The organism is Pseudomonas sp. HMSC067G02 (genome assembly GCF_001813485.1).
GTDB classification, from domain to species: domain Bacteria; phylum Pseudomonadota; class Gammaproteobacteria; order Pseudomonadales; family Pseudomonadaceae; genus Pseudomonas; species Pseudomonas aeruginosa.
Genome location: NZ_KV812663.1, coordinates 91,705 through 117,204 on the forward strand (window position 1 = coordinate 91,705; position 25,500 = coordinate 117,204).

Annotated in this window: 25 protein-coding genes and 1 pseudogene; 18 read left to right on the forward strand and 8 right to left on the reverse strand. The window is 68.7% G+C overall.

The window, feature by feature from the left end:
• Nucleotides 1-8: 8 nt before the first annotated feature.
• Together HMPREF2914_RS11265 and HMPREF2914_RS11270 are read right to left on the reverse strand one after the other, a co-directional pair.
• A complete protein-coding gene (locus HMPREF2914_RS11265; RefSeq protein WP_003088837.1) occupies nucleotides 9-437 on the reverse strand; it encodes a nuclear transport factor 2 family protein in 429 nt (142 codons plus the stop codon).
• A 147-nt stretch (nucleotides 438-584) separates the two neighbouring features.
• Complete coding sequence (locus HMPREF2914_RS11270) at nucleotides 585-1,490, reverse strand: LysR family transcriptional regulator BsrA (protein ID WP_003122789.1); 906 nt, start codon at nucleotides 1,488-1,490, stop codon at nucleotides 585-587.
• Nucleotides 1,491-1,614: 124 nt separating this feature from the next.
• Between HMPREF2914_RS11270 and HMPREF2914_RS11275 the strand changes: the two genes are divergently transcribed.
• From HMPREF2914_RS11275 to HMPREF2914_RS11290, 4 genes are all read left to right on the forward strand, one after another.
• Complete coding sequence (locus tag HMPREF2914_RS11275; protein ID WP_023980968.1) at nucleotides 1,615-2,751, forward strand: SRPBCC family protein; 1,137 nt, start codon at nucleotides 1,615-1,617, stop codon at nucleotides 2,749-2,751.
• A 36-nt stretch (nucleotides 2,752-2,787) separates the two neighbouring features.
• The gene (locus HMPREF2914_RS11280) at nucleotides 2,788-3,720 is read left to right on the forward strand and encodes a LysR family transcriptional regulator (protein ID WP_003088848.1); all 933 of its coding nucleotides are present in this window, start codon (nucleotides 2,788-2,790) and stop codon (nucleotides 3,718-3,720) included.
• 104 nt (nucleotides 3,721-3,824) lie between these two features.
• Complete coding sequence (locus HMPREF2914_RS11285; RefSeq protein WP_023980969.1) at nucleotides 3,825-5,462, forward strand: GMC family oxidoreductase; 1,638 nt, start codon at nucleotides 3,825-3,827, stop codon at nucleotides 5,460-5,462.
• A 21-nt stretch (nucleotides 5,463-5,483) separates the two neighbouring features.
• Nucleotides 5,484-6,932, forward strand: coding sequence for an aldehyde dehydrogenase family protein (locus tag HMPREF2914_RS11290; RefSeq protein ID WP_023091856.1), 1,449 nt, complete (start codon nucleotides 5,484-5,486; stop codon nucleotides 6,930-6,932).
• A 35-nt stretch (nucleotides 6,933-6,967) separates the two neighbouring features.
• On the opposite strand, the gene HMPREF2914_RS11295 is transcribed toward HMPREF2914_RS11290, so the two are convergent.
• The 3 genes from HMPREF2914_RS11295 to HMPREF2914_RS11305 are packed head-to-tail and all read right to left on the reverse strand — an operon-like array spanning nucleotide 6,968 to nucleotide 9,256.
• On the reverse strand, nucleotides 6,968-7,603 hold the full coding sequence (locus tag HMPREF2914_RS11295; protein ID WP_023091855.1) for an IbrB-like domain-containing protein: 636 nt from the start codon (nucleotides 7,601-7,603) through the stop codon (nucleotides 6,968-6,970).
• Nucleotides 7,521-8,033 carry a GNAT family N-acetyltransferase gene (locus HMPREF2914_RS11300; protein ID WP_003088854.1) on the reverse strand — a complete coding sequence of 171 codons (513 nt, stop codon included), beginning with the start codon at nucleotides 8,031-8,033 and terminating at the stop codon, nucleotides 7,521-7,523. The genes HMPREF2914_RS11295 and HMPREF2914_RS11300 overlap by 83 nt, the downstream gene beginning before the upstream one ends.
• Nucleotides 8,030-9,256, reverse strand: coding sequence for a phosphoadenosine phosphosulfate reductase (locus tag HMPREF2914_RS11305; protein WP_003088855.1), 1,227 nt, complete (start codon nucleotides 9,254-9,256; stop codon nucleotides 8,030-8,032). Before HMPREF2914_RS11305 ends, HMPREF2914_RS11300 begins: the two co-directional genes overlap by 4 nt.
• Nucleotides 9,257-10,109: 853 nt before the next feature.
• Between HMPREF2914_RS11305 and HMPREF2914_RS11310 the strand changes: the two genes are divergently transcribed.
• The 8 genes from HMPREF2914_RS11310 (at nucleotide 10,110) to HMPREF2914_RS11345 (ending at nucleotide 19,070) form a co-directional block, all read left to right on the forward strand.
• Nucleotides 10,110-10,661: a fimbrial protein gene (locus HMPREF2914_RS11310; protein ID WP_003120281.1), complete on the forward strand. Its 552-nt coding sequence runs from the start codon at nucleotides 10,110-10,112 to the stop codon at nucleotides 10,659-10,661.
• An 87-nt stretch (nucleotides 10,662-10,748) separates the two neighbouring features.
• Nucleotides 10,749-11,495, forward strand: coding sequence for a fimbrial biogenesis chaperone (locus HMPREF2914_RS11315; RefSeq protein WP_020750769.1), 747 nt, complete (start codon nucleotides 10,749-10,751; stop codon nucleotides 11,493-11,495).
• The gene (locus tag HMPREF2914_RS11320) at nucleotides 11,479-14,097 is read left to right on the forward strand and encodes a fimbria/pilus outer membrane usher protein (protein WP_023091854.1); all 2,619 of its coding nucleotides are present in this window, start codon (nucleotides 11,479-11,481) and stop codon (nucleotides 14,095-14,097) included. Before HMPREF2914_RS11315 ends, HMPREF2914_RS11320 begins: the two co-directional genes overlap by 17 nt.
• Nucleotides 14,094-15,455, forward strand: coding sequence for a fimbrial protein (locus tag HMPREF2914_RS11325; RefSeq protein WP_003088866.1), 1,362 nt, complete (start codon nucleotides 14,094-14,096; stop codon nucleotides 15,453-15,455). Before HMPREF2914_RS11320 ends, HMPREF2914_RS11325 begins: the two co-directional genes overlap by 4 nt.
• Nucleotides 15,445-16,158, forward strand: a complete 714-nt coding sequence (locus HMPREF2914_RS11330) for a fimbrial biogenesis chaperone (RefSeq protein WP_003109870.1) — start codon at nucleotides 15,445-15,447, stop codon at nucleotides 16,156-16,158. Before HMPREF2914_RS11325 ends, HMPREF2914_RS11330 begins: the two co-directional genes overlap by 11 nt.
• Nucleotides 16,155-17,012, forward strand: coding sequence for an EAL domain-containing protein (locus HMPREF2914_RS11335; protein WP_003109869.1), 858 nt, complete (start codon nucleotides 16,155-16,157; stop codon nucleotides 17,010-17,012). The genes HMPREF2914_RS11330 and HMPREF2914_RS11335 overlap by 4 nt, the downstream gene beginning before the upstream one ends.
• 140 nt (nucleotides 17,013-17,152) lie before the next feature.
• Nucleotides 17,153-17,677: a DUF4142 domain-containing protein gene (locus HMPREF2914_RS11340; protein WP_003088871.1), complete on the forward strand. Its 525-nt coding sequence runs from the start codon at nucleotides 17,153-17,155 to the stop codon at nucleotides 17,675-17,677.
• Between the two features lie 28 nt (nucleotides 17,678-17,705).
• Nucleotides 17,706-19,070, forward strand: a complete 1,365-nt coding sequence (locus HMPREF2914_RS11345) for a cation:proton antiporter (protein ID WP_003109868.1) — start codon at nucleotides 17,706-17,708, stop codon at nucleotides 19,068-19,070.
• On the opposite strand, the gene HMPREF2914_RS11350 is transcribed toward HMPREF2914_RS11345, so the two are convergent.
• Nucleotides 19,048-19,497 (reverse strand): DUF421 domain-containing protein, encoded by a 450-nt coding sequence (locus HMPREF2914_RS11350; RefSeq protein WP_003088873.1) that lies wholly within the window; start codon nucleotides 19,495-19,497, stop codon nucleotides 19,048-19,050. The two genes, HMPREF2914_RS11345 and HMPREF2914_RS11350, sit on opposite strands and share 23 nt — an antisense overlap.
• 25 nt (nucleotides 19,498-19,522) lie before the next feature.
• Complete coding sequence (locus tag HMPREF2914_RS11355) at nucleotides 19,523-20,047, reverse strand: hypothetical protein (protein ID WP_003109867.1); 525 nt, start codon at nucleotides 20,045-20,047, stop codon at nucleotides 19,523-19,525.
• Between the two features lie 248 nt (nucleotides 20,048-20,295).
• On the opposite strand from HMPREF2914_RS11355, the gene HMPREF2914_RS11360 reads away from it, so the two are divergent.
• The 6 genes and pseudogenes from HMPREF2914_RS11360 to HMPREF2914_RS11385 all read left to right on the forward strand — a co-directional run bounded on the left by HMPREF2914_RS11360 (nucleotide 20,296) and on the right by HMPREF2914_RS11385 (nucleotide 25,190).
• Nucleotides 20,296-20,685 carry a response regulator gene (locus tag HMPREF2914_RS11360; protein WP_003088884.1) on the forward strand — a complete coding sequence of 130 codons (390 nt, stop codon included), beginning with the start codon at nucleotides 20,296-20,298 and terminating at the stop codon, nucleotides 20,683-20,685.
• Nucleotides 20,686-20,702: 17 nt separating this feature from the next.
• Nucleotides 20,703-23,225 carry a DNA ligase D gene (gene ligD, locus HMPREF2914_RS11365; protein WP_023091853.1) on the forward strand — a complete coding sequence of 841 codons (2,523 nt, stop codon included), beginning with the start codon at nucleotides 20,703-20,705 and terminating at the stop codon, nucleotides 23,223-23,225.
• A gap of 75 nt (nucleotides 23,226-23,300) precedes the next feature.
• Nucleotides 23,301-23,516: a PLDc N-terminal domain-containing protein gene (locus tag HMPREF2914_RS11370; protein WP_003088893.1), complete on the forward strand. Its 216-nt coding sequence runs from the start codon at nucleotides 23,301-23,303 to the stop codon at nucleotides 23,514-23,516.
• Nucleotides 23,517-23,535: 19 nt separating this feature from the next.
• On the forward strand, nucleotides 23,536-23,775 hold the full coding sequence (locus HMPREF2914_RS11375; protein ID WP_003088895.1) for a metallothionein: 240 nt from the start codon (nucleotides 23,536-23,538) through the stop codon (nucleotides 23,773-23,775).
• A gap of 10 nt (nucleotides 23,776-23,785) precedes the next feature.
• A pseudogene (locus tag HMPREF2914_RS11380) lies at nucleotides 23,786-24,333 on the forward strand (CinA family protein).
• Nucleotides 24,330-25,190 (forward strand): SDR family oxidoreductase, encoded by an 861-nt coding sequence (locus HMPREF2914_RS11385; protein WP_003109865.1) that lies wholly within the window; start codon nucleotides 24,330-24,332, stop codon nucleotides 25,188-25,190. The pseudogene HMPREF2914_RS11380 and the gene HMPREF2914_RS11385 overlap by 4 nt, the downstream one beginning before the upstream one ends.
• A gap of 19 nt (nucleotides 25,191-25,209) precedes the next feature.
• Here HMPREF2914_RS11385 and HMPREF2914_RS11390 read toward each other — a convergent pair whose 3' ends face one another.
• Nucleotides 25,210-25,386 (reverse strand): hypothetical protein, encoded by a 177-nt coding sequence (locus HMPREF2914_RS11390; RefSeq protein ID WP_169057975.1) that lies wholly within the window; start codon nucleotides 25,384-25,386, stop codon nucleotides 25,210-25,212.
• Nucleotides 25,387-25,500: the final 114 nt, after the last annotated feature.

Consider the following 25,500-nt stretch of genomic DNA (forward strand, 5'->3'; position numbering starts at 1 on the left):
CCTCCGCCTCAGGCCTTGCTCGCGGCCAGATAGGGCGCCAGGCGCCGGCCCATTTCCTCGCCGAGGGCCTGGAGGCCGCTCATGGGGCGGACCATCACTTCGAAGTCGACGATCCGGCCGTCGTCGTCGAAGCGAATCATGTCGATGCCTTTCAGTTCGCGTTCGCCGACCCGCGCGCTGAACTCCAGCACCACGCTGCGGCCGTCGGCGCTGGCCAACTGGCGGTGATAGGCGAAATCCTCGAAGACCGTGAGCACGGTATTCAGGATCATCGAGACCACCGGCGCGCCGGCATACGGCTTGTGCGCCATCGGCGAGCGGAACACGGCGTCGGGATGCAGCAGGCGCGGCAACCCGGAGAGGTCGCGGCGGGCGATCAGCCCGTGCCATTCGGCGAGGGTGGCGGCGGCGTTGGCTTCGAGCGGCAGGCTGGTCATACGGTGGCTCCTCTGGCGGGTGCTGGACTGTATCCCCGGGGCGGCCGGGGACCGGCAGCGGGGCGCAGCCTCACCATAGGGCGCGGGAAAGGCCTCGCTCAATGATCGAAAGTGACGGAAGACTGATCCTGGCGCGCAACCTGCGACTCAGCCCTGTTCGATCTGCACGATCTGCTCGCGCAGCCATTGCAGGCCGGGCGTCGCTTCCTGCTGGCGATGCCAGATCAGGTTGACCTGCACCGGGGCCATCTCGAAGGGGACGTCCGCCAGTTGCAGACCATGGCTGCCGGCGAAACGCTCGGCCAGGCGGCGCGGCACGGTGCCGAGCAGCTCGGTGCTGGCGACGATGGCCGGGATGGTCAGGTAGTGCGGCACCAGCAATTGCACCCGGCGCTGTACCCTGGCCGAGCCGAGGACGATCTCCAGCGGACTGCCGCGCCCGACGCGCGGCAGGATCGAGACGTGCTGCGCGGCCTCGTAGGCGGCGCGGTCGAGGCCGCCGCGGAAGGCCGGATGGCCCTGGCGGCCGATCACCACCAGGCGTTCCTCGCCGACCGGCCGGTAGGCCAGCTCAGGCTCGTCGAAGTACAGGTAGTCGATCGCCAGGTCGAGTTCGCCGCTGGCCAGCTGCGCCGGGATCGAGGCGCCTTCGTCGGGCCGCACCTCCAGCGTCACCTGCGGGGCCAGGGTCTTCAAGCGGGTCACCAGGCCCGGCAGCAGGCGCAACTGGGCATAGTCGTTCATCGTCAGGCGAAAGGTCCGCGCAGTGTGCGGATCGAAGGTTTCCTGGGAGCCAAGGCCGGCCTGCAGCAGATGCAGGGCCTGGCGCACCGGCACGTACAGGGCGAGGGCGGCGGCGGTGGGTTCCAGGCCCTTGGCGGTGCGCCGGAACAGCGGCTGGTCGAGCTGTTCGCGCAGGCGGGCGAGGGCGTTGCTCACCGCCGGCTGGCTGCGATGCAGGCGGATCGCCGCGCGCGACAGGTTGCGTTCGCGCATCAGGGCATCGAAGACCAGCAGCAGGTTGAGGTCGAGCTGCTGCAAGTTCAGCTTCATGAATAATCCTCATTCTATTTATCCATTACCCTGATAAGACTGGCATCGCTACACTCGAATGCAAGCCCTTCCGCCCGGCGGATCGGCCCGGTTCGCGGCCCAGCCAATAACAATCACACGCGAGATGCCGACCATGTCCTTCGATCCCCAACCCTTTCGCCAGCAGTACCGCGCGGCCATCCGGCCCGGCTACAACCCCTGGCTGCACGCCGGCTTCGTCCTCGCCTACGGCGGCGCCTGGATCGTCTTCTTCCTCTCCCGGCTCGAGCAGCCGAGCCTGCTGGAATGGCTGACGGTGCCGGCCGCGTTGGTGTTCTTCAACTGGGGCGAGTACCGCATCCACAAGTCCCTCGGCCACCACAAGCACCCGCTGGGGCGGATGTTCTACAAGCGCCATACCGGCGACCACCACAGCTTCTTCGTCGCCGGCCAGATGCGCTACGAACAGGCACGCGACTGGCGGGTGATCCTGTTCCCGGCCTGGCTGGTGGTGGTCTTCAGCCTCGGCGCGCTGCTCGCCTGGAGCCTGCTCGGCCTGCTGAACGACAACCTCGCCGCGCTGTTCGCCGCGACCCTGCTGCTGGGCTACCTCAGCTACGAGATCTTCCACGCCTGCGAACACCTGCCGCCGGAGCATCCGCTCAGCCGTCTGCCGTGGATCCGCCACATGCGCCGCCTGCACGAACTGCATCACCGTCGCGAGCTGATGCAGACGCACAACTTCAACCTGGTCTTCCCGTTGATGGACTGGTGCTACGGTACCCTCCACTGGGAAGCGGAAACCGCCGAGGAGCACACCATGACCCGCATGCAGCACCGAATCGAGATCGCCCGCGGGCCCGAGGCGACCCTCGCCTACGCCGCCAGCCCGGCACTCTGGCCGGAATGGCATCCCTCGTCGTTGCGGGTCGACGGCGCCTCGGGCCCGCTGCCGGCCGGCGCGCGCTTCGAGGAGGACATCCACGCCGGCGGCCGCGCCGGGCACCTGTCCTGGACGGTGGTCGAGTACCAGCCGGGACACCTGTGGCGCGCCAACGCCCGTGGCGACCGGGGGCTGCACCTGCGCCTGAGCTACGAATGCCAGCCGAGCGCGGCCGGCACCCGCTTCGTGCGCACCCTGGAATACCGCTTCGATGGCTGGTCGATGCGCCTGGCCAACCTGTTCCTGCTGCGCCGGCGCATCGAACGCGAGTCGGAGGAGTCCATGCAGCGCCTGCGCCGGGTCGCCGAGGCGCGGATAGCAGCGGCGGAAAGCGTATGATCGGGGTCCGCGGGGGCGGATCGCAGAAGGACACCGATGAACAAGTTTGCCGAAATGACCACCTTCGTCAGCGTGGTCGACGCCCGTAGCTTCTCCGAAGCCGCCCGCCGCCTGGGCACCACCAAGTCGCAAGTCAGCCAGCGGATCCAGCAACTGGAGAGGCGCCTGGGCCGGGTGCTGCTGAACCGCACCCGGCCGCTGAGCCTCACCGACCCCGGTCGCACCTACTACGAACACGCCTGCCGCCTGCTACAGGAGCTGGAGCAGGCGGAAGCCTCGGTGCTCGACGCCGACGACGACCTGCGCGGCCAGTTGCGCCTCTCCGCGCCGCTGGCCTTCACCCCGCGCTACCTGGCGCCGCTGCTGGCGCGCTTCGCCGAGCGCCATCCGCAATTGCGGGTGGACGTGCAGGCCGACGATCGTTTCGTCAACCTCCAGGAACCGCGCTTCGACATGGCCCTGCGCATGGGCCGGCTGGACGACTCCTGCCTGGTGGCGCGGCCGATCACCGCCAACCGCCACCTGCTCTGCGCCAGTCCCGACTACCTGGCGCGGCATGGCGTGCCGCAGCATCCCGAGGAATTACAGGCGCACGACGGGCTGGTCTACTACAACCGCGAGCCCGGCGGCATGCTCTGTCTGCCGGTGGACGGCGAACCGGCCTCGTTCCGCATCCGGGTGAGGATGCGCACCGACTCCGGGCACCAGTTGCTCGAAGGTGCGCGCGCCGGGCTCGGCCTGGCGATCCTGCCGAGCTTCCTGGCCGCCGATGCCTTGCTGGCCGGCGAGCTGCTGCCGGTCCTGCCTGGCTACTCGCCGGACGGCGGGCAGGTTTCCGTGGTCTACCGCAAGACCCAACGGACGCCCCGGAAGATCCTCGTCCTCGGCCAGTTCCTCGAAGAGGAAATCGGCGATCCGGCGCCCTGGGACCGCGCGCTCATCGAGCGTGGCCTGTTGCCGCCGGGCTGAGTTCGGAAAAACCGAACCAGCGGTTCGCCTTCCGCTGTCTGTCGCCGAGGGCGCGCCGGGCATAGCGTTGCTCCCGTCAATCGATCTGGATACGGGAGAACCCCATGCACCAACCCGAAAACCCGGCGCGCCGCACCTTGCTGGCGCAGACCGTCGCCGGCTCCGCCGCGCTCGCCCTGGGCTCGCTGCTCGGCGGCGCGCCCGGCGTGGCCAGCGCCACGGCGGAAACGCCCCGCAAGGCCTTCGATGGCGGCAGGATCGATGTGCTGATCGTCGGCGGCGGCTCCGCCGGCGCGGTCCTCGCCCGGCGCCTGAGCGAGCGCGGCGACCGCCGGGTACTGTTGCTGGAAGCCGGCCAGGCCTATCCGGCCTGGGACTACCCCAGGATCATCGCCAGCAGCGACAGCGTCGGCGGCGACCCCGCCAGCGACTGGGGCTACCAGTCCCAACCGGGGGCGATCGGGCATCCGATCCATGCGATCCGCGGCAAGGTCCTCGGCGGCAGCTCGGCGATCAACGGCGCGGTGGCGATCCGCACGCGGCGCGAAGACTTCGCCCGCTGGAACCTGCCGGGCTGGTCCTACGACGACCTGCTGCCGGCGTTCCGCCGCCTGGAGACCCGCCAGGGCGGCGACCCGGCCCTGCACGGCGGGGACGGACCGCTGCCGGTGCGGCAACTGAGCCGCGCCGATCTCTCGCCGATGCAGAGGGCCTTCATCGACGCCACCCTGGCCAACGGTTTCAAGGCCATCGCCGATTTCGACGGCGCCGACGCCAACGGCGTCGGGCCGTACCCGATGAATGTCGTCAACGGTGTGCGCGTCAACACCGGCATGGCCTATCTCGACAACGCCGTGCGCGGCCGCGCCAACCTGTCGATCCGCGGCGACGCGCTGGTCGACCGGGTGCTCTTCGAAGGCAAGCGCGCGGTGGGCGTGCGCCTGGCCTCCGGCGAGGAAATCCACGCCGGCGAAGTGATCCTCAGCGCCGGCGCCTACGGCAGCCCGGCGATCCTGCTGCGCTCCGGTGTCGGCCCGGCCGACGAGCTGAAGGCGCTGTCGATCCCGTTGCTTGCCGACTTGCCGGTGGGCCGCCGGCTCAAGGACCATCCGTTCTACTACAACGCCTATGCCGCCCGGCCGGAGCGCATCGGCGCGCAGTCGCCGGTGATCGGCGCCAAGCTCTGGACCCATAGCTCGCGGGCGCAGAACGGCGAGCTGGACCTGCACATCACCGCCACCCACCTGTTCCCCGCCGAGATGAGCCCAACCGGGGTCGGCTTCGTCCTCGCCGTGGCCCTGACCCGGCCGCAATCGCTGGGCAGTGTGCGCCTGGCCAGCCGCGACCCGGCCGTCGCGCCGCTGATCGACCTGAACTTCCTCGCCGAGGCCGAAGACCGCGCGCGGTTGCTGGAAGGGGTCAAGCTGGCGCGCCGGATCGGCCGCAGCGAACCGCTCGCCGGGCTGATCCACGCCGAACTCGGACCAGGGCCCGAGGCACGCAGCGATGCGCAGATCGAAGCGGCGATCCGCGCCACCCTCGATACCTACCACCACCCGACCTCCAGCGCGCCGATGGGCCGCGCCGGCGAGCGCTGGGCGGTGGTCGACCTGGAGGGCAGGGTGCATGGCCTGCAAGGATTGCGGGTGATCGACGCCTCGATCTTCCCCGATGCCATTTCGGTGGCCACCAACATCACCACCATCGCCGTTGCCGAGCACCTCGCGCAGCACATCGCCTGACCGACCCAGGAGAACTTGCAGATGAACGGACACGCCAGACACTGGATCGACGGCGCATGGCTCGATTCCGCGCAGCGGGGACAATCCTTCGACCCGGCCAGCGGCCAGCCGATCGGCACCTACGCCGACGGCGGGCGGGCCGAGGCCGATGCGGCGATCGCCGCCGCTGTGCGCGCCTTCGAAGATGGTCCCTGGAAGGACGACCACGCGCTGCGCGCGACAGCCCTGGAGGAAATCGCCGCGGCCTTCGAGCGGCATGCCGATGCGCTCATCGACCTGCTTGCCCTGGAGAACGGCAAGATCAAGCCCGAGGCTGCCTTCGAGGTCGGCATGGTGCCGGGCAAGCTGCGCTACTACGCCGGCCTGGCGCGCAGCGAACGGGGCGCCAGCGGCACGCCGCGCCCCGACGTGGTGTCGCTGGTGCTGCGCGAGCCGATGGGCGTCGCCGGCATCATCGTGCCGTGGAATTCACCGGTGGTGCTGATGATCCGCTCCCTGGCGCCGGCGCTGGCCGCCGGTACCACCACGGTGGTGAAGATGCCGGGGCAGACCGCGCAGACCAACGCCCTGGTCGCGCGGATCATCGCCGAAGCGCCGTCGCTGCCTGCCGGGACGGTGAACATCTTCAGCGAATCGGGTTCCGAAGGCGCCCGGCGATTGATCGACGCGGCCGAGGTGCCGGTGATCAGCTTCACCGGCTCGAGCGCCACCGGACGAGCGATTTCCGCCGCCGGCGCGCGGCACCTGAAGCGCTTCGGCCTGGAACTGGGCGGCAAGACACCGCATCTGGTGTTCGACGACGCCGACCTGGACGCCGCCTTGCCCGTGCTGGAGAAGTCGCTGACGGTGTTCGCCGGGCAGTTCTGCATGACCGGTTCGCGCCTGCTGGTGCAGCGCGGCGTTGCCGAACGGCTACGCGAACGCCTGGCGCAGCGCCTGGAAAACCTGCGCGTGGGGCCGGCGGCGGACCCGCGCAGCGACATGGGGCCGCTGATCGACAAGGCCAACGTCGAGCGCGTCGAGCGAGCCGTACGCCAGGCCATCGCCGCCGGCGCGCGGGTGGTGGTCCGCGGCGGCCCGGTAACCGAGGGCGAGCTGGCGGCCGGCGCCTTCTACCGTCCGACCCTGCTGGAGGTCGATGATCCGGACCTGGACATCGTGCAACAGGAAACCTTCGGACCGGTGCTGACCCTGCAGGTATTCGACCGCGAGGAGGAGGGCGTCGCCCTGGCCAACCGCAGCGAGTACGGGCTGGCGGCCGGGGTCTGGACCCGCGAGGTCGCGCGTGCCTTCCGGGTGGCGCGGAAGATCCGCGCCGGCACCGTGTGGATCAACGACTGGGCCAAGGTCTACGACGAATTCGAGGAGGGCGGCTACCGCCAGTCCGGCCTCGGCCGGCTGAACGGGGTCGCCGCCCTGGACGACTTCGTCGAGTACAAGCACATCAGCCTGACCACCGGCGCGGCCTGAGCCTGGGCGAGCGGTGCGGCCGACGGCGCCGCCCGCTACTCCCAGGAGCGGGAATACACGTGTTCGCGGAACAGCTCGGGCAATCCGGAAACCTGCTTGAAACGCAGCACCTCGTCATTGTCCATGCCCAGTTCGCGGGCCACGTCGGTCTCGCTCCAGCCGGCCTTGAGCAGGGTCACCACGATCGCCGTCATCGGCAACACGCCGTGCACGCCGCGTGCGCGGTTGTGGCGGATGGTGGCGGCGATGCGCTCGCTGTCGCCTTCACGCCCGGCGCGTATCGCGGCGATCGGCAGGTAGCCGTGCAAACGCTGGCGCAGCGCGCCCTTGGCGCTGCCCACGCGCAGGCGGTGAAAGCCGTCGACCACCTCGTAGCGCCCGTCGGCCTGCGGATAGGCGACGATGGGCTGGGTGAATCCGTCGGACTCGATGGACAGCCTCAGCAGTCGCATCTCCGGCGGCGCGACGGTATTGGGGTTGTAGTCGTTGCCGGCGACGCGCTCGGCACGCACCCACTGCACGCAATCGACCGGCTCTTCGGCGAACGGACTGTGCGCGTGGAGCAGCCGGCGGATCCGGTTGATGGCTTCAATCCGCTCGGCAAGCGGCAACCCGTGCAGTTCGCCGAACAGCGCCTCGGCCCGCTCCGTCAGTGTCTTTGTCTGTGCCATGGGCTTTCCTCATGAGCGTCACCCAGCTACCCCGGGTGGAATGCACGGCGAAGCCGTGCGGTTCGAGAAGGCGCGCGCAGGCCTGGGGCGCGCGGGTGGTACAGGCCAGCCCGAGTTGGTCGACATGTCCGAGAACCCGCTCGCGCAGGGTGCGGAACAGCCCGCGACCGCGCGCTTCCGCACGCAGGTAGGCATCGCGCAGGCGAACCACGTCGGGATGTTGCTCCAGGCTGACGAACCCCAGTATCCGCGTGTCCCCCTGGCGGCGGAGCACGAACCAGCGGTGGTAGGGACCGTCGCTCAGCGGGTAGCCGCCGCATTCGCGGCGCACCCGGGCGCTGGCGAAGAAGCGGCCCATGCTGGCGAAGAAGGCGGCCTCGTCGTCGAACGAGCGCCACTGCAGGATCTCGCAGTCTTGCGGGCGGATCACGAGCGCTTCTCCCGACCGGGGACCAGTCTGTCGATATCGGCCTGGGAGAAGCCGAAGGACAGCGAGCGGGCCATGTCCTGCTTCAGCAGGGATAGCGCAATACGCCGCCAGGACGGCTGCTTGCGACGATTCTCCAGGGCCGGGATCCCCGCGTCCGGCCAGATGGCAAGGGGATAGTCGTGCTGCCTCCACCAGAGGATGAAACGCTCGATGCGCCGCTGGTAGATGCCGCGCAGAGGCGGCGGCATGCTGCGCAGGAGGAACTGGCTGTACTCGCGCCAGGTGCCGAAGGAGGGCGGCAGGCCAAGGCCGCCACGGTAGCCGAGGAAGCGCTGGCGACAATAGCGCGCCCCATAGTTGGCGCCGGCGACGCGCCGGACTACCTTGAACCAGGTGCGTGGCTCGATCCGGTGGAACAGGTCGAGGCCCTTGCGCTGGTCGTCGCCATAGGGCTGGCAGATGCGCATCTGCGAGAACGGCACGCCGGCGCGGTACATCTGGTCGTAGAGGCGGTTATAGGCGTAGCCGTGGTCGGCGACGCAACGCCAGAGATCCTCGAAACGCCAGTCGTAGATCGGGAAGAAGCTCACCGCCTGCGGGTTGGCCCGGTCGCGCGCGCTCCAGGCCAGCGGCGCGGAGCCGCCCGGCGGCGTCCAGGCGCATTGTTTCGCCCGGCTCCTGCGCTTGACCGCCAGGTAGCGATTGAGCGATTCGTCCGAACGGATGCCGACCAGGAACGCGGTAGGCTCTTCCCTGGACAGCCAGGCGTTGAAGCCGGCGACGAACTCCTCGAACTCCATGCGGTAGCGGTAGAAGGGGAAGAACCCCGGGTCGCTGATCACCCCCGGGTGCTTCGGCAGCGGGCGCACCCAGTCGGCCTCGGCGCCGGGTTCCCAGCAGCACCAGTAGGGTTCCTCCAGGCTGGAGGCGTTGCGCAGGTTGAGTGGCAGGCAGACCCACCAGGGGCGTACGTCGGGACGCCCGAGCATCTCGCTGACGTGATCGATGGTGGCCTGGTACTGCCCCTCCAGGTCGATGAACAGTACGTCCACCGGGCTGCGTCCCAACTCGCGTGCCACGTCCAGCGCCAATTGCAGGGTGACCGAGCTGTCCTTGCCACCGGAGAAGGCGACACAGACGCGCTCGAAGTTCCGGAATACCAGTCGGAGGCGGGATAGGGTTGCGGCATGCACATCGGCATCCTGGTAATGCTTGCCTGCCATGGGTGCGAACCTCTTCTTTTAATAACTATTGAGGGAGACCGTTGCGACGACGGTCCATGTGCAATGTTTGTTTCGGAGTTTCTCCAGGCTATTTTTTCGAGAGTCGCGGCAGCCGGCACGTTCGGCGACGTTGGACTCCGAATCAGTGGATAACGGAAATATGTCCAGGCACTTGGCAGAGCGACGACCAACAGGCCCGACAACTGTCGTGCAGGAACTTTTTCAATGCTAGGCGAAGCCGTGGTTCGAGTTGTTGACTTGTCGCAAGACGGATTCTCCGAACAGCATCGGCGCAGCGCCCACTTGCAACGAGAGTGCGCACGCCGCCGTTGGCACTCGTCTGCGCACCGGACTTCTGAGCGGCGGCGGAAAAAGCTTGCTGCGCAAGGAGAAGCGCCTGCGGGTGAACATGGAAATTGCCTGGGAAAAGTCGACGGTAATTATTCGTTGAATAACAGGGAAGTGCATACTTCCAACTTGGAAGTTAACTGCATGGCACCATCCATGCATTACACGGATGACGGTTTTTATTATAAGTCCAAACTGGCGAAGACAAGCAAGAGAAGCCGGGATGCCAGAGTTCCATAGTCGGAAATACAAGCGTTGCAATGTCGACGGATGGCGCGAAGAGGCGGCGGTACCCTGCGAAACGAGGCAATTCCCCGAATGGCGGGCACTCGAACGGATTTATAAGTCCGCCGTTCGGCGTTCACCTCGACGCCTGTGCACGGGATACTTATATCGGTGGTTCGCACCACTGATTATCGATTTGAACTCGTTCGAGTCTTTACCGCGTTCCCGGCCGAAATAAAAGGCGGGTGGACGATTATTGCCTCACACAAGGAACATAGGCATGACCAGAACTTCGAACCCATGCGCAGTGGTATTGGCCTTTGCGGCAATTGCCGCTTCGGGAACCGCGATGGCGGCAAACACTATCACATTCAGCGGCGAAGTGACCGACCAGACCTGCCAGGTCGCGGTCAACGGCTTCACCGACCCCACGGTGATCCTCGACAGCGTACCGGTGAGCGCCCTCGATGGCGCAGTGGGCCGCAGCGCCGGCGAAACCGCCTTCACCCTGCAACTCACCGATTGCGTCGCGCCGACGGCCGACGAGCATTTCACCACCCTGTTCCAGGCCACCAACCCCAGCGCCGCCGGGAATCTGGTGAACACCGCCGCCAGCGGCGCGACGGGCGTGGCGCTGCAATTGCTCGATAGCGTCGGCGGCAACCCGGTCGACCTGGCCGGCGGCGCGGCGGTGCCCGCCGGCGACATCGTGCTCGCCAACGGAGCCACCAGCACCAGCTACGACTACGCGGTGCAGTACGTCTCCGAAGCGGCGACCGTGACGCCCGGTCCGGTACTCGGCGCCGTGACCTACACGCTGCGTTACGAGTGAATGCCGGCGGCGCATGCGCCGCCCCTTCCTTTTCCCAGCACTAAAGCCGGGCCCGGTCGCTGGACCGTGCCCGGCCAGGTAAGCCGCATGCCCAGACATTCGTACCGATCCGGCAGGACATCGGCGCTTCTGCTCGTCCTGCTGGCGAGCATCGCCCAGGCGCGGGCAAGCGTGGTGGTGACCGGGACCCGGGTGATCTATCCCGGCGAGGCACGGGAGAAGACCGTGCAACTGAGCAATCGCGATGCGTTTCCCAACGTCGTCCAGGCCTGGGTCGACATCGACGCCCCGGACGCGCCGCCGGATCAGGCGGACGCGCCGTTCCTGGTCAACCCGGCGGTATTCCGCATGGCCCCGGACAGCGGCCAGACGCTGCGCATCGTCTACACCGGGCAGGGCCTGCCGGGCGATCGCGAATCGCTGTTCCATCTCAACGTCCTGCAGATCCCGCCACGCAACAGCAGCCATGCGGATCGGAACCAGATGCTGCTGATGCTGCGCAATCGCCTGAAGCTGTTCTACCGCCCGGCGGGCATCCATGGCCGTCCCGAGGACCTGCCCGGGCAACTGCGTTTCGCACTGGTCCGGCGCAGCGCCGGCTGGGCGGTGCGGGTGGACAACCCGAGCGGCTACTACGCCTCGTTCGCCAGCGCCACGCTCAGCGTCGGCCAGCGCCGCTGGCGCTTGCGCAGCGGCATGCTGGAGCCGCGCAGCCATGCCGAATGGCAGGCCGAAACCCGCGAAGCCCTGCCGCCGGGACGTGTGCGCCTGCACGCGCTGCTGATCAACGACTACGGCGCCCATATGGATATCCGTCATGACCTATCGCCATGAACGCCGCTGCCGCACCGGCACGGCCCTGATGGCGGGCGGCATGGCGCTGGCGGCGAGCGCCTTCGGTCATGCCCAGCCCGGCTACGAATTCGATGATCGCCTGTTGCTCGGCTCTTCCCTGGGCGGCGGCGACCTGTCGCGCTTCAACCAGGACGGTCGGATCGATCCGGGTCGCTATCACGTCGATGTCTACCTCAACGAGCGCTTCGCCAGCCGCAGCGAAGTGAGTTTCCGCGCCAACCCCGCCAGCGGCGCGGTGGAGCCCTGCCTCGAGGAAGACTTCCTGCGCCAGCGCCTCGGCGCCAAGCCTGGCGAAAAGCCGCGCAAGAGCGACGAAGGTGCCCACTGCGCCTTTCTCGACACGCGCCTGCCCGGCTCGCGGTTCAGCCTGGACGTCGCCCGCCTGCGCCTGGACCTCTCGGTGCCGCAGGCCTTGCTCGACCTCAAGCCGCGCGGCTACGTCAGCCCCGAGGAGTGGGACGCCGGCGACAGCATGGGCTTCGTCAACTACGACACCAACCTCTATCGCTCCGACTACCGCGGCGGCGAATCGGGACGATCGGACTACGCCTATGTCGGCCTGAACAGCGGCATCAACCTCGGCCTGTGGCGTTTGCGCCACCAGTCCAACTACACCTATTCCCGCTACAACGGGCAGGCCAGGCGCAAGTGGAACGGCATCCGCACCTATGCCCAGCGCGCCTTGCCGGCCTGGCGCAGCGAACTGACGGCGGGGGAGAGCTACACCGCCGGCAACCTGCTCGGCAGCATCGGCTACCGCGGCCTGAGCCTGGCCACCGACGACCGCATGCTGCCCGAGTCCCTGCGCCGCTATGCGCCGCAGGTGCGCGGCACAGCGGCCACCGCGGCGCGGGTGGTGATCAGCCAGAACGGCAGGAAGATCCGCGAGGTGAATGTCGCCCCCGGTCCGTTCGTCATCGACGATCTCTACGACAGCGCCTATGCCGGCGATCTGGATGTCCAGGTGTTCGAAGCCGATGGCAGCGTATCGAGCTTCAGCGTGCCGTTCGCCTCGGTCCCGGAGTCCATGCGTCCCGGCCTGTCGCGCTACAGCTTCACCCTGGGCCAGGCGCGCCAGTACGGTGACGGCGACGACCTGTTCGCCGACTTCACCTACCAGCGCGGCATGAGCAACGCCCTGACCGCCAACCTGGGACTGCGTGTCGCCGACGACTACCTGGCCATGCTGGGCGGCGGCGTCCTCGCCACCCGCTTCGGCGCCTTCGGCCTGAACAGCACCTATTCCAGCGCACGCGTCGAGGATGGCGCGCGCAAGCAGGGCTGGCGCATCGGGCTCGACTACAGCCGGACCTTCCAGCCCACCGGCACTACCCTGACCCTGGCCGGCTACCGCTATTCCACCGAAGGCTACCGCGAACTCGGCGACGTGCTCGGCTCGCGCGACGCACTGCGCCACGGGGACACCTGGGATTCCGGCAGCTACAAGCAGCGCAACCAGTTCAACCTACTGGTGAGCCAGGCCCTCGGCGGTTACGGCAACCTCTATCTTTCCGGCTCCTCCAGCGATTTCTACGACGGCAAGAGCCGCGACACCCAATTGCAGTTCGGCTACTCCAACACCTGGGGGCAGTTGAGCTACAACCTCGCCTGGTCGCGGCAGACCACCACCTACTACCAGGAGCAGGGCGACCAGGACCCTGGCGTCGAGCTGCTCCGGCGCGACCGGCGCAGCGGCCAGCGCAACGACACCCTGACCCTCAGCGTCTCCATGCCGCTGGGTTCTTCCAGTCGGGCGCCGACGCTCAGCGCCATGGCTACCCGGCGCTCCGGCGACAGCCGTGGCGGCAGCCTGCAAACCGGGCTGAACGGTACGCTGGGCGACGAGCGTACCTGGAGCTACGCGCTGTCCGCCAACCGCGACAGCGAAGTCGCCGACACCACCTGGAACGGCACCTTGCAGAAGCAGGCGGCGCTGGCCACCGTGAATGCCGGCTATGCCCAGGGCGATCGCTACCGGCAATACAGCGGCGGCATCCGTGGCGCGCTGGTCGCCCACCGCGACGGGCTGACCCTTGGCCCCAGCGTCGGCGATACCTTCGCCCTGGTCGAGGCCAAGGGCGCCAGCGGTGCCGCGATACGCGGCGGGCAGGGCGCGCGCATCGACGGCAACGGCTATGCGCTGGCCCCCTCGCTGTCGCCCTATCGCTACAACCCGATCTCCCTCGATCCCGTTGGCATCGATCCCGACGCCGAACTGCTGGAAACCGAGCGCAAGGTCGCGCCCTACGCCGGTGCCAGCGTGCGCGTGACGTTCAGGACGCTGACCGGCCATCCGCTGCTGATCCAAGCACGGCGCGAGGACGGCAGTGTGCTGCCGCTCGGCGCCGTGGTGGTCGACGACGGCGGGGCGGCCATCGGCATGGTCGGGCAGGGCGGCCAGGTCTATGCGCGCGCGGAAAACCAGCGGGGCAGGTTGCTGGTGCAATGGGGAACGGCACGGCAGGAGCGTTGCGAGCTGCCCTACGACCTGGCCGGTGTGCCTCGCGACCAGGCGCTGATCCGCCTGCGCGGTACCTGCCGGGCAGCCACCACCGACTCCAACCTGGAGAACGCCAGATGAACCGCACGCTTCCTCTGCTGCCCGCGCTGGCCCTCGGCGTGTCGCTGGGGCTTCCCGTCAGTGGCCAGGCGACGTGCTACCGGGTCACCTCGGTAGGCAGCGAGACGACCACCTCGAACACCCAGATCCGCCCAGGCGAAGGTACCGCCGGCAGCTGGACCGGCGCCTGCGACACCTGCAATGGCTCGCTCGGCCTGCCCAGCGTGGTCAACGTCAGCGACGAGAGTTTCCAGCCCTATCCGACGCTCATCGCCAGCGCGGTGGCGCCGCTGACCCAGTACGGCGCCACCGGCGGCTACGACCCCGAGCGGGTGTTCTTCCGCTGTAGCGCCGGGGACGCCGTCTACGAGATGTTTTCTACCAACGGCGACGATCTCTATAGCGGCTACTACACCGGCGCCGACACGGTGGGCAACGACATCGGCCTGCAGGATGCCTACCGGACCGCCTGGCCCAACGTGCTGCTGCGCCTGACCAACGTCGAGACGGGGGAAACCATCACGCCGATCTGGAAGGAGCGCCAGCTCTCCGGGCTGGACATCGACTCGCGCGGCTTCCAGCTGGTCAAGGCGAAGAACCTCGCAGCGGTACGCGCCGAGCTGTACAGCGCGCCGCTGGAGGCGATCCGCTACTACTCGCCGACGATCCTCTCGCAGCCCTATTCCTACACCCAGCCGGCGGCCTACATCGCCATCAAGGGGCCGGGCCTGACCGCGCCGACCGTCGGCCAGGCGCACGTGGGCGGCAACTGGGGCGGCTGGTACAGCAACTGGCCGGGTGCCATCGGCCTGTACCGCTACGTGACCCTGAAACGCTATCCCACCTGCGCGGTGATGACGGTCACCCCGCACGTGCAGTTCCCGCCCATCACCCTGGCCGAGATCGATAGCGGCGGCGTGCGCGAGGCGCCCTTCGAACTCACCTTCAAGTGCCAGAGCGGCATGACCAACGGCACCGGGGCCGGCGCCACGGCGCTGGGCATCCGCGTGTCCAGCGGGGCCCTGGCGGCCAGCCCGGCGCTGGGCCTGGTCAACGCCAGTGGCGGACTGTCCTACCTGCTCTCCGACCGTTACGGGGAGCCGGGCATTGCCCGTGGGGTCGGCATCCGCATCTACCGCGACGGCACGCCGATGACGCTCCTGGCCAACGAGAACTCCGCCGGCGGCAGCAACGCCGAGGCCACCGGCTGGTACCCCGCCATCGGTGGCGCGACCCAGGCCAACGGCGGTAGCGGCGGCATCGACCTGTACCGCGAAACCTTCCGCGCGCGCCTGGAGAAACTCGCGCTCGGCAGCCAGCCCGGCGTCACGGCGGGGCGAGTCGAGGCCACGGCGCAGGTGGTTATCCGTGTCCAGTAGGCGCGCGCTCGCGCTGCTGGCCATGCTTTGCCTCGCGCCGACGAGCGAGGCCGGAGTGACCGCGGAGCGCACCCGCCTGGTGTTCGTGGAGGGCCAGCGCGAGGCCTCGTTGCTGCTGGTCAACCAGAATCCCTACCCGGTGCTGGTGCAGGCGTGGGTCGATGACGGCGCCCTCGACGGCGAACCGGATACCGCGCTGGCTCCGTTCCTGCCGCTGCCGCCCGTATTCCGCCTGGAGCCGGGACGCCAGCGCAGCCTGCGCCTGCTGGCTACCGGCCAGGCCCAGGCACGGGATCGCGAATCGCTGTACTGGCTGAACATCTACGAGATCCCCCCGCAAGCCACCGCCGAGGCCGCTGGCCGGCCCCGGCTCACGGTCACCCTGCGAACCCAGATGAAGGTGCTGTACCGCCCGCACGGCCTGCATCCGCACGCCGAGGACGCTGCCGCCGAACTGGGCTTCGCGCTGCGCGACGAGACCCTGCGGGTGGACAACCCGACGCCGTACTTCGTGTCCCTGGCGGGGCTGGCGCTGGAGATAGGGGAGACGCGCCTGGATCTGCCCGGAACGCTGCTGGCTCCGCGCTCGCAACGACGCCTCGGCCTGCCGCGGCGGGTGGACAGCGGGACGCGCGGCGAGGTGGCGTTCGACTGGATCGACGACAACGGCGTCAGCCGCCAGGAAAGGAAAGCTCTACAGTGAACAGTTCCCCACAGGCTCGCCAGCACGAGCACCCGCCGGCCGTTGCCGCCTCCCTGGCCGGCGACCTGCGCCTGGCCCGGCGTTTCCAGGCCGCCCTGGCGCGCGGTCGGGTGCGCCTGGACTGGCAGGCCGTACGGCATGCCGGGCATCCGGAATGGGAGCCGCTCTACCGGGAAACCCTGCTCAGGGTCACGGCCGCCAGCGGCGAGCCGCCGTTGCCGACCCAGGAACTGATCCTGGCGCTGGAGCGGCTCGGCCTGATACGCCTGCTCGATCGCTGCGTGCTGGGTACGGTCCTCGACCGGCTGAACGCCGAGCCTACCTTGCGCCTGGCCTGCAACCTGTCGCGCCAGAGCGCGGCGATGGATGCCTGGTGGGAAGCCGTCTGCCGATGGCTGGCCGCCCGTCCGCAGGTGGCACGGCGGCTGACGCTGGAGCTGACCGAGACCGCCGTGGGCGAGAGAGTCGCGACCCGGGAGTTCATCCGACGCCTGCGCGAACATGGCGTGCGCATCGCTATAGACGACTTCGGCGCGGCGCACAACAACCTGGACTTCGTTCTCGATGCCCGTCCCGATGTGATCAAGATCGATTGCCGGTATACCCGCGAAGCACGTCGCTCGGCGAAGGGCGCCGAAGTGCTGCGCCATCTGCTGGCCCTGTGCCGCGAACTGGCGCCCTGCGTGGTCCTGGAAGGTCTCGAGGAGGACGATGCGTTCGCCCGGCTGCCGACCGGGGACGTCTATCTCCAGGGCAACGCGATCGCGCCGCCGATGCGGGTCGAACCGCCGCTGTCCGTACGCCGGCCGAAGAGCCGGGCGCGGATCGAGGCGCTGGCGAGCCGCCAGGGGTGACCGGGGAGGGCGCCCGGCCTGGCACGGTCGGCGAAAAATCTGAACGGTCGGCCGGCGGCGCCGTCACAGCAGCGACGATGCCGAGGTGCGTTGTGCCGAAGTCCCGGCATTTTTTCCCTGTCACGCCAACGGAGTCGACCATGAACAGAGCAATCAGCCTTCCCCTCAAGGGAGCCGCCTGGCTCCTGCTGGTCCTGGCCCTGCCTTTCGCCAACGCCCAGGACATGAACAAGACCGCGCCACAGACCTTCGTCAGCGAGGCCTCGGCGGCCGGCGTGGCGGAAATCGAAGCCGGCAAGATGGCGCTGGAAAAGAGCACCGCCGCCGATGTGAAGGTATTCGCCAAGCAGATGATCGACGACCACGGCAAGGTCAACGCCGAACTGCGCAGCCTGGCCGAGCGCAAGAAACTGGAGGTCGAAGACGACGCCAGCCTGACCGACAAGGCCAAGGCGACCCTGCTCGACCTGCGCGACGCCTCCTTCGACCCGGCCTACGCCAACAACCAGGTGGCGGCCCACGAGAAAGCCGTGGAACTCTTCACCCAGGCCGCAGACAACCTCACCGACCCGGAACTGCAGGCCTTCGCCAAGACCCACCTGCCGGCCCTGAAGCACCACCTGGAAATGGCCCGCGCGCTGGCCAAGGCGCACCCATCCAAGTAACGCCCCCGCGGGCGGAGCCTGGCCAGGCATGAGCTTCAGCCTGTGGTTGCTGGTACTGGGCTGCATCCTGCTGACGCTCGGCCTGGCCTCGGCCTACCTGCGCCTGCTGCCGGTCAGCACCTCGTTCCTCTACCTGCTGTTCGGCCTGGCCATCGGCCCGGCCGGGCTGCATGCCTGGCGCAGTGGCCTGGCGGACATCAGCGGCTGGTTCGAACACCTCGCCGAGGCGGCCCTGCTGATCTCGCTGTTCATCGGCGGCCTCAAGCTGCGCCTGCCGCTGCGCTCGCCGGCCTGGACCGCCGCCTGGCTGCTGGCCGGACCGGTCCTGCTCGGCTGTATCCTCGGCCTTACCCTGGGCGCGCATTTCCTGTTCGGCCTGGACTGGGGGCTGGCCTTGCTGGTCGCGGCGATCCTCGCGCCCACCGACCCGGTGCTGGCCAGCGACATCCAGGTCAACCACGCCGGCGACGACGATCGCCTGCGCTACGCCGTATCCGGCGAGGCGGGACTCAACGACGGCATCGCCTTTCCCTTCGTCATCGCCGCCCTGCTGCTGATCGGTCAGGGCGGCGGCCTGCCTGGCGAGTTCGACCGCAGCGGCCTGGACTGGCTGCTGCGCGACGTCCTCTGGGCCATCCCCGCCGGATTGCTGGTGGGCTATTGCCTGGGCCATGGCCTCGGCCGCCTGGCCATCCACCTGCGGGCGCGGCACACCGACACCTCGGTGTCGGCCAACGACTTCCTCGCCCTGGCGCTGATCGCGCTGTCCTATGTCGGCGCCGACGCGCTGGGCGGCTGGGGCTTCCTCGCCAGCTTCGCCGCCGGGATCGGCCTGCGCCACGCCGAGGTGGCGACGCTGGGACACGCCTCGGCACCGGCCGAGGCGCAGGCGGCCGCCGCCGACGTGCGCGAGGCCGGGCAGGCCAGCGGCGCCATCGAGTATGGCGCCGACCGCAGCGAACACCCGAAGGTGGCAGCCGGCGCGGTGATGCTCGACGTGCTCTCCTTCGGCAACCTGCTGGAGCGCTCGCTGGAAGTGCTGCTGGTGACCCTGCTCGGCGCCATGCTCTACCAGCACTGGGACTGGCGCGCGCTGCCGCTGGCGCTGCTGCTGTTCTGCGTGTGCCGGCCGGCGATGGTCTGGCTGCTGGTCGGCCGGCGGCTGATGCACCCGGCGCAGCGGCGCCTGCTCGGCTGGTTCGGCATCCGCGGCATCGGCAGCCTGTACTACCTCAGCTACGCGCTGAACCAGGGGCTGCCTACGGCGCTCGCGCATACCGCCAGCGACCTGGTGCTGAGCCTCGTCGCCCTGAGCATCTGCGTGCACGGCCTGAGCATCCAGCCGCTGCTGATGCGCCACGCGCGTAGCGTCAGTCGCCGCGATCGGGAATGATCGAGATCTTGCCGTTCTTCTCGAGGATGGCGAAGCGGATCTGCTCCATGCGTTCCAGGCCCTGGGTCTCGCGGGCGGCCAGGAGAATGTCTTCCTCGCGCAGGCGGGCCTCGGCCAGGCGTGCGTGCAATGGCCTGCCGTACTCGACGATGAGCGTCGGCGAGCCCTCGATCAGGGTGTCGAGCTTCGGATGGCGCAGCTTGAGCAGGGACAGACCGACGTCGATGACGATCAGGGTGATGATCACCAGTACCGCGTTGACCAGCGAGAAGTCGTCGCCCAGCAGCGCCTGCTGGGTGGCTTCGCCGATGATCATCAGCAGCAGCAGGTCGAAGGTGGTGATGTCGGTCAGTGAACGCCGCCCGGCGATGCGGAAGAGTACCAGCAGGACCAGGTAGAGCGCGGCGGCTCGCAGTACGGAATCCATCGTGCGCCTCCTCGGAAAGGATGACTCAGGGGTAGATGAACTGGTCGAAGGCCAGGCTCTCGCCGGCGAACTCCAGTCGACTGGCGACTTCGCCGAGCTGGTTCGGCAACAACATCAGGAACAGGCTCAGGCGACCGTCTTCGTCGAGCCTTCCCTCCAGTTCCAGGCCACCCCGCCAGCTGTGACTGCGCAGCGGTTGCGGTTGCAGGCTCTGGATGCTGTGCGCCTGTAGCAGTCCGCCGCCCAGGCGCACGCCAACCTCGGTGCCCGGCGCGCCGCGCAGATCGATGCGCAGGCGGCTGGCGGCGCCGCTGCGTTCGAAACGCTCGTAGGCCAGGGTCAGCCTGCCGCTGTCGCTGACCAGCGTCCGCGAACTCAGAGGCCCGCCGGCGAACACCCCGGTCAGCGCCAGGAGGATCACCCCGAGCAGGACCCACAGGCCCGCCCGTTCGAAACGCCAGGCGCGGCGCTGGCTTTCCAGGCGCTCCGGGATCGGATACTCGCGCTGGTCGAACGCATCGTCTGCGGCGTCTTCTGGGGCAGGGCGCATGGCTGGCTCCTTCGCTCGCGGTCTCTCAGGCTGGACCCCGGTCGACGTGGTTGGTGCCGGCGGGCTTACCAGCGGTCGGCGCGGGTCGGGCAATCTGCACGATGAACAGGCGCCTTCCGGGCACTCTGCTGATCGCACTTTGCGATCAGCCCGCGCCTAATCGCCGTGGTCACGCTGCTCCGGCGCAAGCGGGGCGGACGGCGCGAACCTTGCAGCGAAGCCTTCCTGACAATCCGACAGGGAGAACCATGGTGAACGGAGAAAACAAGATCGTCCTGGTCCTCGAAGAACACGCCGACCAGCTCTGGCGGATCGAGGAATTCCTCCTCGATCGAGGCTACGCGGTGCTCAGCGCGGCGAGTCGCGACGAAGCCCTCGACCACCTGGCCTCGGACGCGGTGATCGACCTGTTCCTGCTCAGCGAGCAGCTCGAAGGTCCTCTGAGCGGCAGCATGCTCATCGAAACCAGCCTGCCGGTGCGCCCGCGGATGCGGGTGATCCTGCTCAGCGACAGCGCTCGCGTCGGCATCGACCCGGCGGCACCCTATCCGGTGCTGCTCAAACCGGTGACCCTGGAGGAACTGGGGAAAGCCATCGACCTGGTCCTGCACAGCGCGCCGGTCTGCCCCGGCGTCTGACCACCGAGGAGCCCGCCATGCCCAGCAGCAAGCCGCTCGCCGAGTACGCCCGCAAGCGCGATTTCCGCCAGACCCCGGAGCCCAGCGGCCGCAAGCCTCGCAAGGACAGCACCGGGCTGCTCCGCTATTGCGTCCAGAAGCACGACGCCAGCCGCCTGCACTACGACTTCCGCCTGGAGCTGGATGGCACCCTGAAGAGCTGGGCGGTGCCCAAGGGGCCGTGCCTCGACCCGGCGGTGAAGCGGCTCGCGGTGCAGGTTGAGGACCATCCGCTGGACTATGCCGATTTCGAAGGCAGCATCCCCCAGGGGCACTACGGCGCCGGCGATGTCATCGTCTGGGACCGAGGCGCCTGGACGCCTCTGGACGATCCGCGCGAGGGCCTGGAAAAGGGCCATCTCAGCTTCGCTCTGGATGGCGAGAAACTCTCCGGGCGTTGGCACCTGATCCGCACCAACCTGCGCGGCAAGCAGCCCCAGTGGTTCCTGGTCAAGGCCAAGGACGGCGAGGCGCGCAGCCTGGATCGCTTCGACGTGCTGAAGGAGCGTCCCGACAGCGTGCTCAGCGAGCGTACGCTGCTGCCCCGCCATGGCGAAGCCGCCACGCCCGCGGCCAGGCCGGCGCGACGCGGCAAGAGCGGGGGGGAGACGCCGATGCCCGAATGGATCGCCCCCGAGCTGGCCAGCCTGGTCGAGCAGCCTCCGCGAGGGGAGTGGGCCTACGAACTCAAGCTGGACGGCTATCGGCTGATGAGCCGCATCGAAGACGGCCGCGTGCGCCTGCTGACCCGCAACGGCCATGACTGGACCGAACGCCTGCCGCACCTGGAGAAGGCCTTGGCCGGGCTCGGTCTGCAGCGCAGTTGGCTGGACGGCGAACTGGTGGTCCTCGACGAGGAGGGTCGACCGGACTTCCAGGCCTTGCAGAACGCCTTCGAGGAAGGTCGCGGCGAGAACATCCTGTACGTCCTCTTCGATCTGCCGTACCACGAAGGCGAGGATCTGCGCGATGTCGCCCTGGAGGAGCGCCGCGCGCGCCTGGAGGCGCTGCTGGAAGGGCGCGACGAAGACCCGCTGCGGTTCTCCGCGACGCTCGCGGAAGACCCCCGCGACCTGCTGGCCAGCGCCTGCAAGCTCGGTCTCGAAGGCGTGATCGGCAAGCGTCTGGGCAGCGCCTACCGTTCGCGCCGCAGCAACGACTGGATCAAGCTGAAGTGCCAGTTGCGCCAGGAGTTCGTGATCGTCGGCTATACCGAGCCGAAGGGCTCTCGCCGGCATATCGGCGCCTTGCTGCTCGGCCTCTACAGCCCTGACGAGGAGCGCCGGCTGCGCTATGCCGGCAAGGTCGGCAGCGGCTTCACCGCGGCCAGCCTGAAGAAGGTCCGTGAGCGCCTGGAACCCCTCGCGGTCCGCTCCAGCCCATTGGCGAAGGTGCCGCCGGCGCGCGAGACCGGGTCGGTGCAGTGGGTGCGCCCGCAACAGCTGTGCGAGGTTTCCTATGCGCAGATGACCCGTGGCGGGATCATCCGCCAGGCAGTGTTCCACGGCTTGCGCGAAGACAAGCCGGCGCGCGAGGTGACCGGCGAGCGTCCCGCCGGCCCGCCGTCGCTGCGCGGCGCGCGCAAGGCCGGCGCCGGTGCGTCGCGGGCGGCCACCGCCGGCGTGCGCATCAGCCATCCGCAGCGGCTGATCGACCCGTCGATCCAGGCCAGCAAGCTGGAACTCGCCGAGTTCCATGCGCGCTACGCCGACCTGCTCCTGCGCGACCTGCGCGAGCGCCCGGTGTCGCTGGTGCGCGGCCCCGACGGAATCGGCGGCGAACTGTTCTTCCAGAAGCACGCGGCGCGCCTGAAGATCCCCGGCATCGTCCAGCTCGACCCGGCGCTCGATCCCGGTCATCCGCCGCTGTTGCAGATCCGCAGCGCCGAGGCGCTGGTCGGCGCGGTGCAGATGGGCAGCATCGAATTCCATACCTGGAACGCCAGCCTGGCCAACCTGGAGCGGCCCGACCGTTTCGTCCTCGACCTCGACCCGGACCCGGCGCTGCCGTGGAAGCGCATGCTCGAAGCGACCCAGCTGAGCCTGACGTTGCTCGACGAGCTGGGCCTGCGCGCCTTCCTCAAGACCAGCGGCGGCAAGGGCATGCACCTGCTGGTGCCGCTGGAGCGCCGGCATGGCTGGGACGAGGTCAAGGATTTCGCCCAGGCCATCTCCCAGCACTTGGCGCGCCTGATGCCGGAGCGTTTCTCGGCGGTTTCCGGGCCGCGCAACCGGGTCGGCAAGATCTTCGTCGACTACCTGCGCAACAGCCGCGGCGCCAGCACCGTGGCCGCCTACTCGGTGCGTGCCCGCGAAGGGTTGCCGGTGTCGGTACCGGTGTTCCGCGAGGAACTCGACTCGCTGCAGGGCGCCAACCAATGGAACCTGCGCAGTCTGCCGCAGCGCCTCGACGAACTCGCCGGCGACGATCCCTGGGCCGACTACGCCGGCACCCGCCAGCGCATCAGCGCGGCCATGCGGCGCCAGCTCGGGCGCGGCTGACCGTCCGCGAAAAAGGCGGAACTCCCCCGGCGCACAGGGCCTCCACCATGCAACGAGATGCCGAGGAGGCCCCCGATGGATACCGCCTACCTGATCCTCGCGCTGCTGGTCCTGTTGCTCCTGGTGGATGCCTGGGCCATCAACAGCGTGCTCCGCAGCGACAGCTCCGCCAGTCGCAAGCTCGGCTGGTCGCTGCTGATCCTGCTCCTGCCCGTGCTCGGCCTGGTCCTCTGGGGCTGGACCGGCCCCCGTGGCTTGCGCCCGGTGACCTCACCGGAACACAGCAAGTGAACCCCACTGGAGACTGCCCATGAACAGCGAAACCTGTGCCTGTCCCAAATGCACCTGCCAGCCCGGCGCCGATGCCGTCGAACGCGACGGCCAGCACTATTGCTGCGCGGCCTGCGCCAGCGGCCACCCCCAGGGCGAGCCGTGTGGCGACGCCGATTGCCCCTGTGGCGGCACCACCCGGCCCCAGGTGGCGGAGGATCGCCAGCTGGACGATGCGTTGAAGGAGACCTTTCCCGCCAGCGACCCGATCTCGCCCTGAGGAGCGTGCCATGCCCGACCTGCAACTCGCGGACGAGGCCTCTCGCCTGGTGGCCTACCTGCGTAGCGCCGACCTCAGCCTGATCACCGCGGAATCCTGTACTGCCGGGCAGATCAGCGCCGAACTGTCGGCGGTGGCCGGCAGCGGCAAGGTGATGGAAGGCGGCTTCGTCGTCTATTCGCCGGCGGCCAAGCTTGCCCTGCTGGGGCTCGACCCGAACTGGCTGGAGCGTTTCAACCTGACCAGCGTGGAGGTCGCCGAGGCCATGGCCAGGGCGGCCCTGCAACGCAGTCCGGCGAGCGCCGCGCTGGCGGTCACGGGGTTGCTCGGCAGTGAAGCGAAGGACGGCATCCCGCCCGGTACCGTGTGCTTCGCCTGGGCCTTCCGGTTGCCCGCCGGCCTCGCCCTGTTCTCGCGCCGCGAGCGCTTCCACGGCGACCCCGCGCGGATGCGCCGGGAAGCCACCCGCTGGGCGCTGCGGCGCCTGCCTGAATTCCATCAACGCGCCTTGCGCGGCGAACGCGCCTGAGGCGTCCGACAGAGAGGAAACCACCATGAGCGAACAGCGACAGACCCTGCCGGCGCAGCACCAGGACCAACGTCCCGGCCACGAAAGCGAGATGCAGCCGAAGCCGGAGTTCGTTTCCGCCGATTACCGTCCGGCGGCCAAGCTGGAGGGTAAGGTGGCCCTGGTCACCGGCGGCGACAGTGGTATCGGCCGCGCGGTGGCGGTGGCTTTCGCCCGCGAGAAGGCGGATGTGCTGCTGGTCTACCTGGATGAGAACGAAGACGCGGCGAAGACCCGCGAGATCATCGAGTCGCTCGGCCGCCAGTGCCTGGCGTTCGCCGGCGACGTCGCCGACGCCGGATTCTGCCGCCAGGTGGTGGACACGCTAAGGCAGAAATGGGGGCGCCTCGACGTGTTGGTCAACAACGCCGGCGAGCAGCATCCGCAGGCGCGCCTGGAGGACATCAGCGAAGAGCAGTGGGAGAAGACCTTCCGCACCAACATCTTCGGCATGTTCCAGTTGACCAAGGCGGCCCTGCCGCTGATGGGCAAGGGCGGGGCGATCATCAACACCACCTCGATCACCGCCTACAAGGGCAACCCCCAGCTGATCGACTATTCCTCGACCAAGGGCGCGATCACCTCGTTCACCCGCTCGCTGTCGATGAACCTGGTCAACCGCGGCATCCGCGTCAACGCCGTGGCCCCGGGCCCGATCTGGACGCCGCTGATCCCGTCCACCTTCAGCGCCGAGAAGGTCGCCCACTTCGGCGCGGATACGCCGATGGGCCGGCCCGGCCAGCCGGAAGAGCTGGCCGCCAGCTACGTCTACCTGGCCTGTAACGACTCGTCCTACGTCAGCGGCCAGGTGCTGCACGTCAACGGCGGTACGGTGGTCAACGGCTGAGGCGCCCCGGCGGCCGCGTTCACTCGCGTGCCGCCGCCGGCAGCAGGGGGTAGACCCGCACCGCGCTCAGACGCTGCGGGAACAGCAGGGGATAGCAGAGTTGCAGGCGAACGTGCGCCTCGCTGGTGCTGAGGGTTGGCGCGAAAGTGGTGAGCACGGTCCGGCCGGGTTGTCCGGCGTCTGAGAAATGAACCATGAAAGCCTGCATCGGAGCGCTCCTGCCGGAATACGGGAAAGGTCACTGCTCAGTGAAGCTGCGCTCCAGCTCTCGCGCCAGTTCGCGCACCGACCGTTGGCAACGACATTCCTC